This is a genomic window from Azospirillum canadense (assembly GCF_025961225.1).
GTDB classification, from domain to species: domain Bacteria; phylum Pseudomonadota; class Alphaproteobacteria; order Azospirillales; family Azospirillaceae; genus Azospirillum; species Azospirillum canadense.
The window spans coordinates 2905111-2922557 of record NZ_JAOQNG010000001.1 but is presented as its reverse complement, the minus strand read 5'-3'; the positions used below and the strand labels follow the sequence as shown (position 1 = coordinate 2922557).

18 protein-coding genes and 2 pseudogenes are annotated in these 17447 nt (G+C 65.2%); 11 read left to right on the top strand and 9 right to left on the bottom strand.

The features are described 5' to 3' along the window. Positions 1-308: 308 nt before the first annotated feature. From M2351_RS13925 to M2351_RS13920, 3 genes are all read right to left on the bottom strand, one after another. Positions 309-929 (bottom strand): hypothetical protein, encoded by a 621-nt coding sequence (locus M2351_RS13925; RefSeq protein ID WP_264656638.1) that lies wholly within the window; start codon positions 927-929, stop codon positions 309-311. Between the two features lie 66 nt (positions 930-995). Next, complete coding sequence (locus tag M2351_RS45075; RefSeq protein WP_406567395.1) at positions 996-1355, bottom strand: tyrosine-type recombinase/integrase; 360 nt, start codon at positions 1353-1355, stop codon at positions 996-998. 32 nt (positions 1356-1387) lie between these two features. Continuing rightward, entirely contained in the window at positions 1388-1627 is a 240-nt protein-coding gene (locus M2351_RS13920; protein ID WP_264656637.1) for a hypothetical protein, read from the bottom strand. Between the two features lie 551 nt (positions 1628-2178). Between M2351_RS13920 and M2351_RS13915 the strand changes: the two genes are divergently transcribed. The 3 genes from M2351_RS13915 (at position 2179) to M2351_RS13905 (ending at position 5560) form a co-directional block, all read left to right on the top strand. Further along, positions 2179-2517: a transposase gene (locus M2351_RS13915; RefSeq protein ID WP_406567384.1), complete on the top strand. Its 339-nt coding sequence runs from the start codon at positions 2179-2181 to the stop codon at positions 2515-2517. A 242-nt stretch (positions 2518-2759) separates the two neighbouring features. Next, positions 2760-3980, top strand: a complete 1221-nt coding sequence (locus M2351_RS13910; RefSeq protein WP_264656636.1) for a porin — start codon at positions 2760-2762, stop codon at positions 3978-3980. A 209-nt stretch (positions 3981-4189) separates the two neighbouring features. Then, entirely contained in the window at positions 4190-5560 is a 1371-nt protein-coding gene (locus M2351_RS13905; RefSeq protein WP_264656635.1) for a Fic family protein, read from the top strand. A 66-nt stretch (positions 5561-5626) separates the two neighbouring features. On the opposite strand, the pseudogene M2351_RS13900 reads toward M2351_RS13905, so the two are convergent. Next, a pseudogene (locus M2351_RS13900) lies at positions 5627-5728 on the bottom strand (transposase); the annotation flags it as partial. 154 nt (positions 5729-5882) lie between these two features. Then, positions 5883-6128, bottom strand: a complete 246-nt coding sequence (locus M2351_RS13895) for a phage integrase central domain-containing protein (protein WP_264656634.1) — start codon at positions 6126-6128, stop codon at positions 5883-5885. Between the two features lie 34 nt (positions 6129-6162). Here M2351_RS13895 and M2351_RS13890 point away from each other — a divergent pair. Continuing rightward, a pseudogene (locus M2351_RS13890) lies at positions 6163-6923 on the top strand (IS701 family transposase); the annotation flags it as partial. A gap of 221 nt (positions 6924-7144) precedes the next feature. Here the strand turns inward: M2351_RS13890 and M2351_RS13885 are convergent. From M2351_RS13885 to M2351_RS13875, 3 genes are all read right to left on the bottom strand, one after another. Next, positions 7145-7474 carry a helix-turn-helix transcriptional regulator gene (locus M2351_RS13885; protein WP_264656632.1) on the bottom strand — a complete coding sequence of 110 codons (330 nt, stop codon included), beginning with the start codon at positions 7472-7474 and terminating at the stop codon, positions 7145-7147. A 113-nt stretch (positions 7475-7587) separates the two neighbouring features. Then, positions 7588-8979 carry a tyrosine-type recombinase/integrase gene (locus M2351_RS13880; protein ID WP_264656631.1) on the bottom strand — a complete coding sequence of 464 codons (1392 nt, stop codon included), beginning with the start codon at positions 8977-8979 and terminating at the stop codon, positions 7588-7590. Positions 8980-9347: 368 nt separating this feature from the next. Then, positions 9348-10037 (bottom strand): dienelactone hydrolase family protein, encoded by a 690-nt coding sequence (locus M2351_RS13875; RefSeq protein WP_264656630.1) that lies wholly within the window; start codon positions 10035-10037, stop codon positions 9348-9350. A gap of 115 nt (positions 10038-10152) precedes the next feature. Between M2351_RS13875 and msrB the strand changes: the two genes are divergently transcribed. The 7 genes from msrB to tagF all read left to right on the top strand — a co-directional run bounded on the left by msrB (position 10153) and on the right by tagF (position 16721). After that, a complete protein-coding gene (msrB, locus tag M2351_RS13870) occupies positions 10153-10656 on the top strand; it encodes a peptide-methionine (R)-S-oxide reductase MsrB (RefSeq protein ID WP_264656629.1) in 504 nt (167 codons plus the stop codon). A gap of 6 nt (positions 10657-10662) precedes the next feature. Further along, the gene (locus tag M2351_RS13865; RefSeq protein ID WP_264656628.1) at positions 10663-11685 is read left to right on the top strand and encodes an LLM class flavin-dependent oxidoreductase; all 1023 of its coding nucleotides are present in this window, start codon (positions 10663-10665) and stop codon (positions 11683-11685) included. Between the two features lie 123 nt (positions 11686-11808). Continuing rightward, positions 11809-11991 (top strand): hypothetical protein, encoded by a 183-nt coding sequence (locus M2351_RS13860; RefSeq protein WP_264656627.1) that lies wholly within the window; start codon positions 11809-11811, stop codon positions 11989-11991. Between the two features lie 148 nt (positions 11992-12139). Continuing rightward, positions 12140-12382, top strand: coding sequence for a hypothetical protein (locus M2351_RS13855; protein WP_264656626.1), 243 nt, complete (start codon positions 12140-12142; stop codon positions 12380-12382). Positions 12383-12675: 293 nt separating this feature from the next. Continuing rightward, complete coding sequence (gene icmH / locus M2351_RS13850) at positions 12676-13974, top strand: type IVB secretion system protein IcmH/DotU (RefSeq protein WP_264656625.1); 1299 nt, start codon at positions 12676-12678, stop codon at positions 13972-13974. A 105-nt stretch (positions 13975-14079) separates the two neighbouring features. Continuing rightward, positions 14080-16080 (top strand): type VI secretion system membrane subunit TssM, encoded by a 2001-nt coding sequence (tssM, locus tag M2351_RS13845; RefSeq protein ID WP_264656624.1) that lies wholly within the window; start codon positions 14080-14082, stop codon positions 16078-16080. Next, positions 16077-16721, top strand: a complete 645-nt coding sequence (tagF, locus tag M2351_RS13840; protein ID WP_264656623.1) for a type VI secretion system-associated protein TagF — start codon at positions 16077-16079, stop codon at positions 16719-16721. Before tssM ends, tagF begins: the two co-directional genes overlap by 4 nt. Positions 16722-16772: 51 nt before the next feature. Here the strand turns inward: tagF and M2351_RS13835 are convergent, their stop codons facing one another. After that, positions 16773-17399, bottom strand: a complete 627-nt coding sequence (locus M2351_RS13835; RefSeq protein ID WP_264656622.1) for an OmpA family protein — start codon at positions 17397-17399, stop codon at positions 16773-16775. Positions 17400-17447 lie beyond the last annotated feature (48 nt).

Here is a 17447-nt window from a genome sequence, read left to right as displayed (position 1 = left end):
TCAGCGTGCCGCGCAGCCCTTTTTTGGCAGGTGGCCTGTGCTTTGGCGTTGGCTTGTGGAAGGCGGGGCCAGGTCTTCTTCGACAGCTTCAGCTGGCGCGCGATGCGCGACAGGCTGGCTTAATACAGCGTCTTGGCAATGCGGAGTCGAATCACGGACCGCTTTCTGTGGGAAATCCTGACGCCGAGTCAGCGCCAAGGCTTGGCGGTATTAGGACGCTTATTGAAGCCCGTTTCGGTTAGCCAAATCCTTGGGAAGCCTAGGAGGAAGTTGGCTTAGAGAATTGCTTTTAAATGGCAATTTGCAACCTACTGAGGTGCTTTGCGGAATTTTTTCTCAATGTAGGCTTCCATTGCATTTCGAATGCTTTTTCTGGGTATTTCCCTTCTTGAACGGCTATCAAATGGCCTATCAATGCGCTCAATTATCGTTATAGTAAAGATTGCCGCGCTCGAGATTGGCTCGAGAGCGCCACCGATCTTTTCAAAGTGCACTGTAAACGGCTCTCCAACGTGTTCTTCCCAGAACGCGGCGGACATAGACACAAGGTCGTGGAGCTTTCTGTTTTTAGGTCGTCCTGGACCGAGGTCGTCGATCGCTGCTTTTAGGCAGGTTTGTACATCAGCCAGCTTCGACATTCCAGAAACGTATTCTCCCGTGTCCTCGTCGAGCGTGTCAAATCCATATCTGCTTACCGAGATATAGACGTCATTCCCTTTAAGGATATCTATCGCAAGAGCGACCAGCTTCTCGGCCTTTTTTATTTCATTGTAGCAGCTTGGCAGAGGCTCCGTATCGTACACGAATTGCATATTATGGATGAGTGAATTGAATTCACTACCGAAGTGGAGTTTGCTTCTGACATTGGTGTCTCGGATCTTCTCTTTGATTTCTTCAAGCAAAGCCTCTGTCCATCGTTCTTCATTCATGCTTTTCACTCTCAGTGATTTGACAGAACTTCCTGCCCCACTGTTCAATGGCTTGCTTCTTCTCCGTTATATAACTGTGTCGGGCGTAAATTTTGGTACCCCCCCCTCAGCGTGGTTTAAGACCCGCGGTATGATGGCCATGGGCACCCCAAGGCGGGCAAGTCCCGTGCCGCAAGTGCGCCTAAGGTCGTGCAGCCGCCACCCGGTCACACCAGACTGCATGTCCAGCCGGGCCTTTGCCTTGCTATAGCCGCTTACCGCCTTAACTCCATCCGTGGTCGTGAACACGTATGGGCCACTGAAGCGCGGCATTTGGTTCAGGATTTCAAGCGCGAGCCTCCACAACGGCACCTCATGTGCGCGGTCAGCTTTTGTATCCTCGCGCGGCAAGGTCCAAACGCTGTCTATGATATCGCCCCATCGCATCCTCGCTACCTCTTCCCGGCGCTGTCCCGTGATCAACAGCATTTGTACGAGTTGCCCTCCGGCTCGCGCACGAAGGAGGGCGAGCTGGTGATGCCCAGACAACGGATCTCGGCCTGGAAGTCGCCGGACATGTCATTGGCCCCGTGATCGTGGCGCAGCTTCAGCCCGGCCGCCGCACCCGGACCGATGGCGCCGCAATGGCGCAGCATGCCCTGGCGGACTGGCTCCAAGACGTCGAAGCGGTTGCCGCTCTTCGAAGCGTGGACGCCCACCGCCTCGGAGTTGGCGTAATCGACGGCGATGAAGACGCGCCACGCCCTCGCACACCGTGATCGTCTCTGTTATGTCGGCTCCCCACATCACGTTCACCGTCTCGGTGATGACGGTGCCGTCGTGCGCCCCCATCAGCCGCCGCACGTGGCGGGGCGAGGTGCGGATTCCAGCGAAGCGGAGCCACGCCCAGATCTTGCGATAGCCCTCGCCGTGAAAGCGCGCGGCGAGGATCTGCTGGCGGATGTGTTCGACCAACTCGGCATCCGAGCACGGTCCAAGTGGACCCGGGCGGCGGGGCCCCGGTGTTGGGGCGTCCGTCCGGTGGCGGTAGACCGTGGCGCGGGAGACCCGCCACGTGCGGGCAACCCGGGGCAGACCGTAGGGGCGGCCGGTGGAGGGCGAGGTGGTCCGGCTCATCGTCTCGACCTCCGCCGGGCCAAAGGGCGCTTGCCCTCCGGTGCGGCGATCTTCTCCTCCAGCAGCTCGTTGGTCATGGTGATCGCGCCGACCTTGGCCGTCAGACGGGCGATCTCCTCATCGCGCTCATAGCTTGCGCTGGCCCTCCGGGCTCGCGTTCGCGTTCCTTCATGGCGGCTCGCCACGCAGCGGGCGCGTAACCACCGCCACCTTGCGCACCGCGGAGAAGCGTTACAGCAGCGGCGTCATCCGCTCCGCTCTGCGGCGACGCGGCGTTCCGCCGGTGATCCCGACCAGGAGCAACGAGCGGCCTGACCCGGAGTTCGACCGCGACGCCTATCGGGAACGCAATCGCGTCGAGCGTCTGATCAATCGATTGAAACAGTTCCGCCGAATCGCCACACGATATGAGAAGCGCGCCGTCAACTATCTTGCCATGATCACCATCGCAGCGATCCTTCAATGGCTCTGAACTTTGCCGACACGGCCTAGACCGGGACCGCGCGAAAAGGACACCATGGCGCGAAGACGGAACGGGGCGCGCCGCATGGAAGCTAGGGTCCCCACAATGGAATGTGCTTCCAGTGCCACACCCCCCACTGTTTTGTTGCCCAGGGGCACCAACCCAATTGCCGATCCTCATTCATGCATGTAGCTATTGGCCCGTCACAGGCCAAATCGGCCACTAAAGCTGCCAGGATGGAGGCAACAATCATGAATCGGTATCTGCTGGCGGGCTGCGCCGCCGTTGCTCTGGCGATGGGTGCCGGCGCGGCCAACGCCCAGGCCAAGTTCGAGGTCAAGGTCGGCGGCGACGCCTACTTCGAGGCTGGCTACGTGAGCCAGGACAAGGATTCGGGCCTGCGCTCCACGGAGTTCCAGAACCGCTTCCGCGTCAACATCATCCCGACCGCCAAGGCTGACAACGGCCTCGAGTACGGTGGCCGCGTCCGTATCCGCGCCGCCGGCGCCAACACGGGCATGACCGCTGACCGCGCTTACATCTTCGCGCAGGGCGCGTTCGGTCAGGTCCGCCTCGGTGTGACCAACTCCTTCAACGACGAGACCTACATCTCGACGCCGACCGACTACCTGCCGCTGGCCCTCGTTGACCGCGTCGTCAACTGGATCGGTGGCGCGCCGGGCACCGCCGGTGCGCAGATCGGTGGCCTGACGGGCCCGTACCAGGGCGCCGACGTCAACGGCGGCGTTGCTCCGGGCGTGACCGGCAACTCGATCGTGTGGCCGTCGCTGGCCCTCGAGAACAACGCGACGAAGATCGTCTACTTCTCGCCGCGCTTCGCCGGCCTGCAGCTCGGCGCCAGCTACACCCCGCGCAACGACTCGTTCAACCAGGACGTCGATCGCCTGAAGATCGCCACCGCGGCGACCGGGGGCTTCACGTCCAACTTCCAGGACATGATCGAAGTCGGCGCGAACTACAGCAACACCTTCGCCGGTTTCACCGTCAAGGGCAGCGCCGGCTACTTCTGGGGTGATGCCCTGGGCCGTGGCGTCGCTGGCGACCGTTACGAGGACCTGAACGCCTGGCAGGTTGGCGCGCAGGTCGGCTACGCCGGCTTCTCCGTCGGCGGCAGCTACACCGACTACGGCAAGTCGGGCCAGAACAAGATCGCGGGCAACTTCACCGAAGACACCCGCAACTATACCGCTGGCGTTCAGTACACCACCGGCCCGCTCGTCGTCGGCTTCAACTACAAGTTCGGCGCCGACGCCGGCTCGGTCGCCCTGGCGGGCAGCCGTCACCTGAACGTCTACGAAGTCGGCGTCGGCTACACCGTCGCCCCGGGCCTGACCCTGCAGGCTCAGTACGACTACTTCGACTCCAAGAGCGACAAGCCGACCACCGCGGTTTCCGGTACGCCGGACGACACGGGTCACGTCGTCCTCGTCCGCTCGGTCCTGGCGTTCTAAGCCAAGGTCGTTCGCGACAGAAAAAGGGAGCGGTGGCTGCGGCCACCGCTCTTTTTTTGTGCGCGGAGAGTGCGCAAACTATGTAGCCGTGCTGCCCTGGGTAACTTCTGAAACGGGCTTGGTTTTGGATGCTTTGAGGACGCTATCGACTCTCGTCTCCAAAATGCGAGCGCACTGAGATCGGCATGCCTACATGTAAGTGGGGCGTCGTGATCGCGGGCGTTATTTCATCAAACAGGGAAGCGATGAACATCCAACGCATAGCCGAAACGTTCAGAAAAGCGCTTGGGGCTGCCGCTCATGAAGCAAGAAATTATTCTTGGCCTAAAGGAGTGGCGAATTCTGACGTTCTCAGGATTTTTCAGGAGGATATCACTTCGGCACGAGCCTTGGGACTCGAATGGGAGGAAATTTCTAGGGAGCTTGCACGTGCTGGGGTTCATAAAAAAAACGGTACTTTTTTTAATGGACCGGAAATACGGGTATATGCAAGCCGGTGGAGGGGGCGATCCAAACTGTTAAATGAAACCAGCGCACCCAATGCAGCGGCCCCCGATGGTCTTCTGAAAGAATTTCCCTTCGCCAAAATTGATGAACTCAATAGGTCGATTAAGCCCTGCTTCTCCGGGGCTGACGCAACATTCATCCCGCCTCATGAGCTATTTGCCGGTTCGCGTATGCTCATCCGGCTGGAGGCCCTCTCGTCATCACGTATGGACGGGATCCGCTGCACGCTGAAGGACCTACTGGTGCTTGAGGCAAAGGGTAAAGAGGTTGAAGCCCCAAGCCGCCCAAGAGCGGTCCATAAGGTTAGGCAATACGTCGCTGCTTTAGAACATTTCATTCCCGTCGTTCAGCAGAAGGGCCGTATGGGCCTGACGGCGAAGCTGATTCATCAGCTTCATCAAGCTGTCCTATTCGGCAAAAATCCGACAGACGATAGTCCGATCTACTGCGAAGGACTTTCTCCCATTCAGGTCGAGCATGGCCTTGGATATTTGGTCAGGTTCATGCAGCAGGAGGTTGAACCCGCGAGTGGGGCAGCGCTGGCACGTGCCACACTTGCTCACGCCTATTTTGATGCGCTGCACGTCTTCTCCATGGGTAACAGCCGCGTCGGGCGTCTTCTTCTTACTCTAATATTAACAGTATACGGAGTTCAACCAATTCTCTTGGCGGGCACAATTGAGACAGCCAAGACTGAATACATGATGACCATGCAACGTGCCCAGCGGGAACACGCGTCGATGCCGCTCGTCAAATTCATGGCTGGATCTATGATTACGGCCCGGAAAAGAGAAGAGGAAATTGCGCACGAATTTTTGAGACTGACTGCTTTGTGGAAGGACCGGCTTGGCTTCAAAAAAAGCTCTTCGATAAACAACGTGATTGATATATTGCCGTCATATCCAGTCGTAACGACTAAGCTGCTCGCGAGGCTTTTGGAAGTGAACGTTGAAACTGCGTATTCAAGAATTGAACAGCTGACTGAAGCTGGAATTATTGAAGAGCTCACCGGAAAACGCCACAGCCGGGTATTTGGAGCACGCGCCATACTCCGGGTGCTTGAAGAATCGTAGGGTACGCCGTAGGTTCTCATCCAACGTTTGAGGCGAGAGAGGTTATCAAACGAGCGGCCGCCTATCCCCGGTGCGCACGACGTAGAACAGGCCGTCCAGCATGCGCCGCATGTCGGTGGTGCGCGGCCGACCGCCGGGTTTGGGCAGCGGGATCAACGGTTCGCGCAGACTGTCCGGTTATGAGCAGAAGCTGAACAATGGGGCCGAATGGATAACCCATCTTCTCCGCCGCCTCCCATACCGCCTTGATCTCGGCGTCCGTGAGTACGCGGTCACGCTCGGCCACCCACGAAGGTGCCTTGACATAGAAACAGGGGTTCGTTTACACCTCACCGCGTTCAGCCGCCCAGTTGAACATTTTGCGCACGGCGGCCAGCGTGTGGTTGGCCGCGGACGGGATACCCTGTTCGACCATCATGTCGAGCAGCTGCACCACGTCCTTGCGCGTGATGGAATCGATCGGTCGGGTACCCCATTTCGGCGGGCCATGCTTCTCGGAAATGCGCTCTGTGGTCCGCCAGTCGCGGGTCTTTGGTTTGGCGTAGCGTTCGATGAACTTGCGGATCATCGCCTTGACGATATCGCGTTGTCGCGCGTCCTAACCGATCGCCGCGGCGTTGACGCCCGGCGACTACGACCAACTGCACAACTTCATCGCTAGCCGCTCCTGGGACACCGCTCCGCTGGAAGCGATCCTGGCGCGAACGGCGGATCAGCTGGTCGGCGGCCCGGATGCGATCCTGGCCATTGACAACACCGCCGTGCTGAAAAAAGGCGAGCATTCCGTCGGGGTCGTCGCGCAGTATGCTGGCGTCGTAGGCAAGACCGCCAACTGCCAGGTCCTGGTCACCCTGACCCTGGCCCGCCGCGAGGTGCCGGTCCCACTGGCGATGCGCTTGTTCCTGCCTGAGGACTGGACGGACAAACCCGATCGCTGTCGGCGCGCCCAGGTGCCGGAGGACCAGCAGAAACCGCGGACCAAGCCGGAGCTGGCGATTGAGAAAGCGGATCGGGTCCTGGCCCTGGGAGTGCGTTTTGGCTGTGTCGTTGCCGATGCCGGCGACGGCCATGGCGCCCCGTTCCGTCACGCCCTCAGCCAGCGCGGCTTGTCCTGGGCGGTGGGGGTGACGAGCACGCAAGCGGTGTACGCCACCACGGTGTCGCTGACCTGGCCGGTCGCCACGACCGGTCGGCCGCGCCAGCGGGCCGTCGCCAGCGCGACGCCGGTCACCGCGCAGGCCATGCTGAAGACCGCCGCGTGGCGTCGCCTCACGTGGCGCACCGGCACGAAGGGGCCTCTCACGGCCCATTTTTCGTCGCCGTGCGAGTCCGCGTCGCTGATGGGCCGCGTCAGCGCGGGGGGCACGCCGCGGCGGACTCTGGCCCGCTTCGCGCACAAACAGCGCTCCGCCTGGTCCATAGATCAGCTTTTCGAACTTGTGCAGGTCCGGTGACGACAATAGCATTTTTGCAACCTGCGAGTCCTCGTGTGCGTGGCGGTCAGTCAAAAACGCCCAAAAATGTTGGCCGTAGGCCCCTATCCGCACAACGTTAAGGGGGCTACGTGTTTTATCGGGTGCCATTTCAAAAAGTGATTGTGGGCGCGAACTCATTACCTATGGTTTCTCCGGTAAATTTCGCTACGTATTTGGCAACCATAATGTGCTTGCGCTCAGCCAGCCATACACGAACGTCGCCGCGCTGGTACCGGATCATGCGTGTAGAAATGCGACGGAACGGTGGGCCGTAACCTTTGCTACGGCCTAGCTCAAGCCATTGGGCTGAAACCCCAAGCCAGCTGGCCAACTCCTTGGTCGTCAGCAATTCGTCGAGTGCCGACTGCTGCCCCTGTTCAAGGAGTGTGTCCACCCGTTGATCTAGATGATGACGTGAAGAAGCGGGGATTATGGACATGATTTGTGTCCTTTTTCGGCTGAACCCAAAAACGGCGCCCTGCGCGCAAACCGTATGCTTAGGATCATCGAAAATAGCGAACGATGCCCTTGCGCCGCCGGTGACGGAACGTGCTAATTTCCAACGACGTCAGTGTTGGAAGAACCTGGGTCGGAAGCGTCGGTGCTTGGGGCCTGCGTTGCGGCATCACTCCTCCGCTGAGCTGTTTTGTTCTGAGTATCCTCCGGTATCGATTTTCCATAAGCATTCACGCCGATATGTGCCTTCATGTTGGCGGCCACGATCTCCATAGGCTTCCGTAGCCGTTCGGGGGTTAGTTGGACATAATGGCGGGCGGTCACGTCGTTGCCGAGGCTGTGGTTAATCAGTGCTTTCAGGGCCAAAACGGTGATCCCCGATTCCTCAGCGACAGCCGCGAATGTCCGCCGCAAGCCATGGACTGTAACGTGAATACCGGAGGCGGCGCAGACGGTCTCCAATGCATACCGGGGCTCTTCCAAATGCCCAGACTTGGAGTTTGCCGGGAAGACCCAGCCGCCGTCGTTGCCTGCTTGCTTGCGCGCCTGAAGTAGGTCGTAGACGAAATCTGACATAGGAAGGTCCAGCGCTGCGCCGTTCTTGGTGCGGCCGGACTCTAAACGAATCATGCGCTCCTCAAAATCGACATCCGTCCACCGCAAACTCAATCCATTTTCTCTGCGCAAGCCGGTAAAAAGCAGCAATAAGATGTAGTCCCGATGAATTTGGTTTGGTAATTCCATAACAGATTTGTAGAATTTAGGCAAAAGGGAGAACCGCACGCGGTCTGTGCGTGGTTTCTCCTCAAACCACGCTTTCGAGGCACCGATGATACGCACCGGGTTGTCGCCCAGTGAAATGCCGGGCAAAAGTCGAGCGTGGTTCCAAATTGCCTTAAGCGCCCGCATCACACCGTTGGCCGTCGGGGCTCCGGGTAAGTTCTGCGCGAACGTCGCGATAGGCTTCTCACCCTTCATTCTTTGGGCTCGGCGCTTTGCGACTTCCACTTGGATCCGGCGGTGCCGCTCCAGCACCATGGACGTGGTGATAGTCGCGATGGGCTTGTCGGCCCAGTCAGAGAGGTGCAGGGTAACCGACCCCCTATAATCCAACACGGTTTTGGGGCTCAGGTTCTTTCGCGTCATCAGCATTGAGTCCAGCGCTTGGCGGAGTGTTAGGCCCTGCGTCCGACTGAGCTCCGCTTTTGCCTTTGCAGCTTGCTTGGGATCGATACCATCGTAGAACTGCTTCAGGATCTGCTCCGCGCGTTTGCGGGCGTCTTCGAGCGACATGACATTCGCTGGACCAATTGTCACCCTCCGGGTTTTCCCGCCAATGTCGCGTTGAACTACGAACGTCTTGGCGTCAGTCTTGCCGGAAAGCAGAAGACCAAATCCCTTCAGATCGGTATCCCACAGGAGCAACTGCTTGCCTTCGGTTCGTACCGCCTTCGCAATGGACGTCTTGGTTAGCTTTACCTTTGGCATTGTCCCCTCCGCGTAGTCGATTCGCGGCGCATCGAAATAAGGAATCCTGCTAGGGAGGACAGTCTCATAAGCCGTCCTAACTAGGTAATAAATTAGACGGTATGCAACCATAAGTAAAGGAAAAGCCGGCGGTTTTGCTTCGTAATGCCTTATTTTTAGGGCTAGGTATACATGCCCAGCGAGGATTCGTAATCAGTAGGTCCGGGGTTCAAATCCCTGTTGCGGCACCACTCTAAGGCCCTGGAAGCAAACAGCTTCCGGGGCCTTTCCATGTCCAGGCCCAGGTGTTTTGCAGACCAAGGCGACGGTCACCGCAATCCGCGTCGGCGCGGCGACCGTCATGTCCTATCGTCCCCGTCCGCGCGTTCTCAGAAAGCCGCGCGCAGCAGGCCCAGCGTCCGCTGCTTCGCCAGCGCGGCGCTGTCGGCGTCGTAGCTGGCGCGTTCGTCGCAGTTGAAGCCGTGGCCGGCGGGGTAGATGTGGACCATCACGCTTGGGTGGCGCTCGCGGACGCTGTCGGCGACGGTCAGGGGGATGGCGTGGTCCTTTTCGCCGAAATGCAGCAGGGTGGGGGCGCGGGGGGCCTCGTTCAGGCGGTTGGCGATGCCGCCGCCGTAATAGCCGATGGCAGCGCGCACCACCAGGCGTTGCGCCGCCGCCCAGGCGATGGTGCCGCCCCAGCAGTAGCCGACGATCGCCGCCACGTCGTCGCCGCCCAGATACTCCAGCGCCGCGGCGACGTCCTTCAGCGTGTCGTCGATGGCGATCTTGCCCATGATCTCGCGGCCGCGCTGGATGCCGGCGTCGTCGTAGGCCAGTTCCACGTCGCGCTCCGCGCGGTCGAACAGGGCGGGGGCGAGCGCCCGGTAGCCCTCGGCGGCAAAGTCCTCGCAGACGTTGCGGATGTGGTTGTTCACGCCGAAAATCTCCTGGATCACCAGGATCCGGCCCTTCTCGGCGCCGGCCGGCCGCGCCTCGTAGCCGCGGAAACGGTGGCCGTCGGACGCCGTCAGGTCCAGCCACTCGCCCTGCTGTTTGCCGCCCTTTTGGTTGCTCATGGGGTGTCTCTCCCTTCATTCGATTTGCGCATTGAAGATAGCGAATGGACGCCGGGTGTCATCGGCGGCGGGGGCGCCAATATGTAAGGGCCGCCATGCCGAGAGGGCCCGCCCCATGACGAACACGCCCGAAACCCCGCACACCTCCCCGCAGACGTCCCCGGCCGGCTTCGACCTGACGCCGCCCACGGCCGAGCAGCGCCGCACGCTGGAAGCCCGCCTGTCCGGCGAGGAGCGCCGCGTGCTGCTGAGCCACGGGACGGAGGCACCGCATTGCGGGACTCTGCTCCACAACAAGACTCCCGGCACCTACTGCTGCCAGCTCTGCGGCCTGCCGCTGTTCCAGGCCGGGACCAAGTTCGAGTCCGGCACCGGCTGGCCGAGCTTCACCGCGCCCTTTGACAACGCCCATGTGAAGCTGTTGCAGGACAACAGCTACGGCATGGTGCGCGTCGAAACCCTGTGCGCCCGCTGCGGCAGCCACCAGGGCCACGTGTTCCCCGACGGCCCGCCGCCGACCGGCGTGCGCTTCTGCATCAACTCCGTGGCCCTGCGCTTCGAGCCGGAGGGCGCCGCCCTGGCCAGGACGGTGCAGGACTACATCGACAGCATCGGATGATCCCCCATGGCCGCTGACCACGCTATCCCCTTCTCCGTTCTGGACCTGGCGCACGTCCCGCAGGGGAGCACCCCGGCGGACGCGCTGCGCAACACGCTCGACCTCGCCCGCCACGCGGAGCGCTGGGGGTACAACCGGTATTGGCTGGCCGAGCACCACAACATGGTCGGCATCGCCAGCGCCGCGACCTCCGTCGTCATCGGCCATGTGGCGGCGGGCACCAGCACCATCCGTGTCGGATCGGGCGGCATCATGCTGCCGAACCACTCCCCCCTGGTGATCGCAGAGCAGTTCGGAACGCTGGAAACGCTGTTCCCCGGCCGCATCGACCTGGGCCTGGGCCGCGCGCCCGGCACCGACCAGATGACGCTGCGCGCGCTCCGTCGCGACCCGGAGGCGGCGGAGAACTTCCCCCGCGACGTGCTGGAGCTGCAGGCCCTTCTGGGCCCGGTTCAGCCCAACCAGCGCGTGCGCGCGGTTCCCGGCGCCGGCACCAACGTGCCGTTGTGGATCCTGGGATCCAGCCTGTTCGGCGCGCAGCTCGCCGCCGCCTTTGGCCTGCCCTACGCCTTCGCCTCGCATTTCGCGCCGGACGCGCTGATGCAGGCGCTGGAGGTCTACCGGGCCGGCTTCCAGCCGTCGGAACAACTCGACCGGCCCTACGCGATGGTCGGGGTGAACGTTGTCGCGGCCGACACCGACGCGGAGGCCAAGCGCCTCTTCACCTCGCCCCAGCAGAGCTTCGCCAACCTCGTCCGCGGCACGCGTGGTCTGCTGCCGCCGCCCATCGACGACATCGAGAGCTATTGGTCGCCGATGGAGAAGGCGCAGGCGTCCAACATGCTGTCCTGCTCCTTCGTCGGGTCGGCCGACACGGTCCGCCAGGGGCTGGCGGCGTTTCTGGAGCGCACCGGCGCCGACGAGCTGATGGTCGCTTCGGCCATTTACGACCACGGAGCGCGTCTGCGCTCCTACGAGATCCTGGCCGAGGTGCACGGGTCGATGGCGGCCGGGGTCACCCCAATTTGAGGGAGTTGTGCGGCGCAACGGCGCACCGCACCTCGCGGACTGCGCCCTGGACCGGCCGTGGGGCCGGTCCTATGGTGGCGTGACCCGGTCAGTAGGGCCCAGTCAGTAGGGAAGGAGGGGAACATGTCGGATCATTTCCACACCGGTTCCCAATCCAACAGGGTCAACGTCACGCTCGAACTGCCACTCGATGTTTACAAGAGATTGGATCGGCGTGCCCGTTACATGAGCATGACGGTTGATTCCCTTGTGACAGCCATCCTGGCGCAGCAACTTTACGATACAAGTCTGCGCAATATGGATTAGCCCGAAGTCCTGATCCTTGCCGATGCCGCCACGGCGCTGGTCGTAAGGATTGGACACGCCTTTGCCGCGCGCGCTTGATCCGCATCAATGCTCGGCCGTACATCCTCCGTCCATCCTTCGTCCATCAACGGAAAAGGACGGTGCCGCCATGACGACCGATCCCCGCAAGGACTCCCGCGCCGCGGCGGCGTGGCTGCAACAGTTTCAAGAATTGTTGGACGCGCTGAACGTCGCCTTTCTCCTGGCGGCCTTGCTCTTCGCCGTTCTGTCGCTCATCTGGGCGGTGAACGACCGCAGCGTGGCGGAACTGGTCTGCGCCTTCGGGTTGTTCCTGTGCGGTGGCGGCCTGCTGACGGGACTTATGGACACCACCGAAGCGCCCACGGAGTGAACCCGCCCGCCCGGCCCGCCGCGTCGTTTGGACGCGCGCCGATTCGGGCGGTTTTCGGGTCACACCGGCAATCCTTGTCAATGCGCATAAAACCCTACGATTTCTTCCCGCGCGCGGGCCTGCTATACCTCCTTTAGGGATGGATCATTCTTAAGGGCGGCGGCACGGGTATGGGGACGGACGAACGCGTCGGCGATGCGGCCGTGCGGGATGGCGAAACCTCCGCAACGCCGGGTCCACGTCCGGATGTAGGGCGTCCAGATATTGGGCGTCCGGATGTTACGCGTCCGGAGATGGCGCCGCCGCGCGCGCTGCCGGCCTTCCTGGCCGCCGGTCCGGCAGCCTGGGGCGGGTCGCGCGGCGACGGGCGCCGCCGGGACCGGGCCAGGGCCGACGCACCGCCGATCCTGCCGGCCCGGCTGCGGGGCGCCACCAACCCGCTTCTGGCCGCCGCGGCTCCTCTGCTCGACCTCGCCGCCGGCCTGCGCGAGCAGGCGGGGCTGGAGGATTCCGAGGGCCTGCGCGACCAAATCCTCGCCGACCTCGCCCGCTTCGAGGCGGAGGCCGCTGCCGCCGGCCTGTCGGCGGAGGAGGTGCGCGTCGCCCGCTTCGCGCTCTGCGCCACGCTGGACGACGTGGTGCGCGCCACCCCCTGGGGCGCCCGCTGCCGCTGGGCGCGGGAGGGGCTGGTCGCGCTGGTCGACCGCGAGGCTGGCGGGCCGGAACGGTTTTACGACCTGCTCGACACGATGCTGAGCGATCCGCGCCTGCACCGGCCGGAGCTGGAACTGTTCTACGCCTGCCTGTCGCTGGGCTTCGAGGGCAAGTTCCGCGACAAGCCGCGCGGCGCCCACGACCACGCCCACCTGCGCGACGAGTTGTACCGCGTGCTGCGCCGCCTGCGCGGGGAGCGCGACCGCACCCTGTCGCCGCAGTGGCGCGGCGTGGCGGAGCGGTTCCGGCCGCTGGGGCTTGTCCTGCCGCCCTGGCTGGCGGCGGTGGCGGTCGCGGCCCTGCTCGCCATGCTCTATGTGGAGTGGGGGGCGTCGCTGGCCGGGCGGGCGGAGCCCCTGGCGGCGCGGCTGTCCGGTCTGCTGCCCGACCGGCCGATCGAGATCGTCCGCGGTGTCCCGCCGCCTCCGCCGACCGCCGTGCCCTCGCTGGCCGTCCGGGTCACCAGCCTGTTGCAGCTGGAAATCCGCTCCGGCGCCGTGGCGGTCCTGTCCGGCGACGACGGGGCGCTGGTGATCCGCGTGGAAGGGGCGGGCATGTTCGCCACCGCCAGCGACGTGGTCAAGGCGCGCTACCGCGCCGTGGTGGATCGCGTCGGGCAGGCGCTCGGCCCCGAGGCCGGGCGCGTCGTGGTGGTCGCCCACACCGACGAGCCGCCGCCGGGCAGCGGCGCCTTCCCGACGCTCCAGGCGCTGACCGAAGCGCGGGCGCTGGCCGTGCGCAAGATCCTGGAACGCACGCTGGGCGTCGCCCGCCTGTCGTCGGAGGGGCGCGGCGACCGCGACCCCGTCGCCACCAACGCCACCTCGGCCAATCGGGGCGCCAACCGGCGCGTCGATGTCCGCCTCTACCCCGAATAGGCTGCGGAACCCATGCGCCCTCGCCGTCCTTCCGACCGAACCGGGAACGAAGCATCGCCGAAGGTCCCGCGCCCGGAACGGCCGGTTCGCCGGCCCCTCCGCCGATTGCGCCCGGCGGCGGCGCACGTCGCCCCGCGGCTGCGCTGGGCCGGGACGCTGGCGGTCGCGCTGTCGGTCGGCCTGTTCGGCTGGGCGGCCGCGCCGCTGTTGGGGCTGGCGGGGACGCCGGCGCGCCTGTTGCCGACTCTCGTCGCGCTGACCGTCTGGGCTCTGCTGAACCGCCGCGAGGATCAGCGGGAGCGGGCGGCCAACGCCCGGCTGGTGGAGGCGCTCGCCGCCTCCCGCGATCCGGAGCTGAAGGCCTCGCTGGAGGAGCTGGGCACGGTCCGCGAGCGGCTGGACGACGTGCTCAGCCGGCTGACGACGCAGCGCTTCGGCGCGCGCTGGGGCGGACGCTACCTCTACCAGCAGCCCTGGTACCTGGTGATCGGCGCGCCGGGCTCCGGCAAGACGACGGCGCTGGCCAACGCCCGGCTGGGTGCGGCGCTCGGCGGCGGGCTGGACGGCATGCCGGTGCAGAATCTGGGCGGCACGCGCAACTGCGACTGGTGGTTCACCGACCAGGCGGTGCTGATCGACACGGCCGGGCGCTACACCACCCAGGACAGCCGACGCACGGTGGACGGGCGGGTGTGGTCCGGCCTGCTCGACCTGCTGAAGGAGCACCGGCCGCGCCAGCCGCTGAACGGCGTGCTGCTGACCATCAGCCTGTCCGACCTCGCGGAGTGGAGCGAGGAGGAGCGGCACAACCACGCCATCACCATCCGCCAGCGCCTGGCGGAGCTGCGCGCGCATCTCGGCCTGCGGGTGCCGGTCTACCTGCTGTGCACCAAGGCCGACCTTGTGGAGGGCTTCGCCACCTTCTTCGACACGCTCGACCGGGCGGAGCGCGCCCAGGTCTGGGGCATGACCTTCAGCGCCGCGTCCGGCGCCGCGGCCGACGCGAAGAGGGACGCCGACCTGGCGCTGGAGCACGGCATCGAGCCGCTGGGCGTCTTCCACGCGCAGTTCGCCTCGCTGCTGCGCCGGCTCGACGAGTGGCTGCCGGAGCGGCTGCACCAGGAGCCGGACATCCAGCGGCGCAGCGACGTCTTCGCCTTCCCGCTGCGCATGGCCGACTACGAGGCGGCGCTGGCCGACCTCGTCGACACCGCCTTCACCGCCGAGGCGGAGGAGGAGGCGCCGCTGCTGCGCGGCGTCTATGTGACCAGCGCCACCCAGGCCGGCGCGTCGGCCGAGGCTCCGGCCCAGACCTTCTTCCTCGAACGGTTGCTGCCCGAGGTGGTGTTCCCGGAGGCGAACCTGGTCGGCGTCGACCGCGCGCTGGAGCGTTCGCGGCGGCGGCACGGCCTCGTCGCGCTGGGGGCCGCGGGGGCGGCCGGCGTGGCGGTCGGCCTGTTCGGGCTGAACAGCTACCGTGCCAACGACGCGCTGCTGGCGCGCGCGGAGGCGGCGGTCGCCCAAGCCGAGGACAGCATCCGGCTGCTGGACAGCCCGCCGCGGTCGCTCGCCCGCGTGGCGGACACCGACTTCCAGGCGGTGCTGCCGGCGCTCGACGCGCTGCGCGCCTTGCCCGGCGGCTGGACCGAGCGCGGCGGCTGGGCGCCGCTGTCCATGGGCGGCGGGCTCTACCAGGGCGAGCGGATCGGCCGCCCGGCGGAGGAGGTATACCGGCGCGCGCTGCGCAGCGTCTTCCTGTCGCGCATCGCGCTGCGGCTGGAGGAGCAGTTGCGCACCAACTGGGCGCGCCCGGACCTGCTGCGCCCGGCGCTGCGCGCCTACCGCATGGTCGGCGGGCAGGAGCCGCTGGACACCGCCGGCCTCGCCGAATGGCTGGCCGCCGACTGGCAGCGCACGCTGCCCGGCCCGGCGCATGAGGAGCGGCGGCGCGCGCTCGGCGACCATCTTGCCGCCCTGGTCGACGTCGGCTTCGCCCCGGTCCCGCCCGACGAGGCGCTGGTCGCCCGCGTGCAGGAGGTGCTGGACCAAGCCCCCGGTCCCCAAGCCCCGGCCCCCCGTCCCAACCCGAGCCTTCCGCCCTCATGAGCGCTGGATTCGCGGTCGGATTCCACGGCAAGGTCCCGGCGCGGGGTGACTTCGTCGGGTACGGGCTGCCGCGCGGGTTGCTGATGCTGTGGGACGGCTGGCTGTCGGAGGTGCTGGCCGGCGCCGGCCGCCACCTGGGCGCGCCGTGGGAGCGGATGTTCCAGGCGGCCCCCGTCTGGCGCTTCGGCCTGTCCGCCGGGCTGTGCGGCGACGCGCCGCTGGCCGGCATCCTGATGCCCAGCGCCGACCGGGTCGGGCGCCTTTACCCCTTCACCATCGTGACGACCCTGCCGGCCGGGACGAACCTGGCCGTGGTGCCGGCCGCCTGCGCCAACTGGTTCGCCCGGGCCGAGGCGCTGGCCGCCGACGCTTGCCGCGCCGGGGCCGACGTGGACGCGCTGCCCGCCCGCATGGCGATTCTCGGCCGCCCGGACGTGGAGGGCGCCGACCCCGCGCTGGCCGCCGTGGTGGTGGAGCAGCTTGGCCCGTTGCCGCCGCTCGCCAGCCTGTGGTGGAGCCGCGGCGGAGGGCGCGTCCCGCCCTCGCTGCTGACCTGCTGCGGCCTGCCCGGCGCCAAGCGCGCCGCCGCCTTCCTCGACGGCGCCTGGGGCCGCTGGGGCTGGTTCGACCTGGAGGGGTAGGGCGGACCGGTATGTCGGGTTGCGCTGCGCTCCACCCGATCTACGGATTCCTCACCCGCCCAAATTCACGATCTCCACGCGGCGGTTTTCGGCGGCCTTGGGGTCGGCGGGGATCAGCGGCTCGCGGGAACCCATGCCGCCGGACTCCAGCCGGTCGCGGCGGATGCCGTGGCGCTCCACCAGATAATCCACCACCGCGCCGGCCCGCCGCTGCGACAGCGTCAGGTTGGCCCGGTCGGTGCCGACCGCGTCGGTGTGGCCGACGATGCGGAAGCGCGTGGCCGCGGCGGCCGGCTCCGCCATCACGGCGGCGACGCGGTCCAGCACGGCGCGCGACTCCAGCCGGATGCTGGCGGAGTTGAAGTCGAAGTTGATCCGGAAGGCCGCCTTCAGCCCAACCGCCGGCAGCGTGACCGGGCCGGGCACCGCGGGCAGGGCGACCGCTTCGGGGGCGTGGGCCGGCGCCGCCGGCTCGGGCGGCGGGCGCTTCATCGCCACCGGCGGGCAGCCGGTGCCCGCGGCGCCGAACAGTGCCGCCTGGATCTCGCATTCGCTGGGGTTGGGGCCGAGCGGCACGGTTTGCGCCATTGCCGTTGTCATCGGGACGGAGATGGCCATCGCCGCCAGCAGAAGGGCCGCCAGCAGCAGGGCGGCGCCCAAGATATTGCCTGTTTGCATGGCCCCATTGTCGGCGCGCGTACCGCGGGCGTCAAATTCAACGTGGAA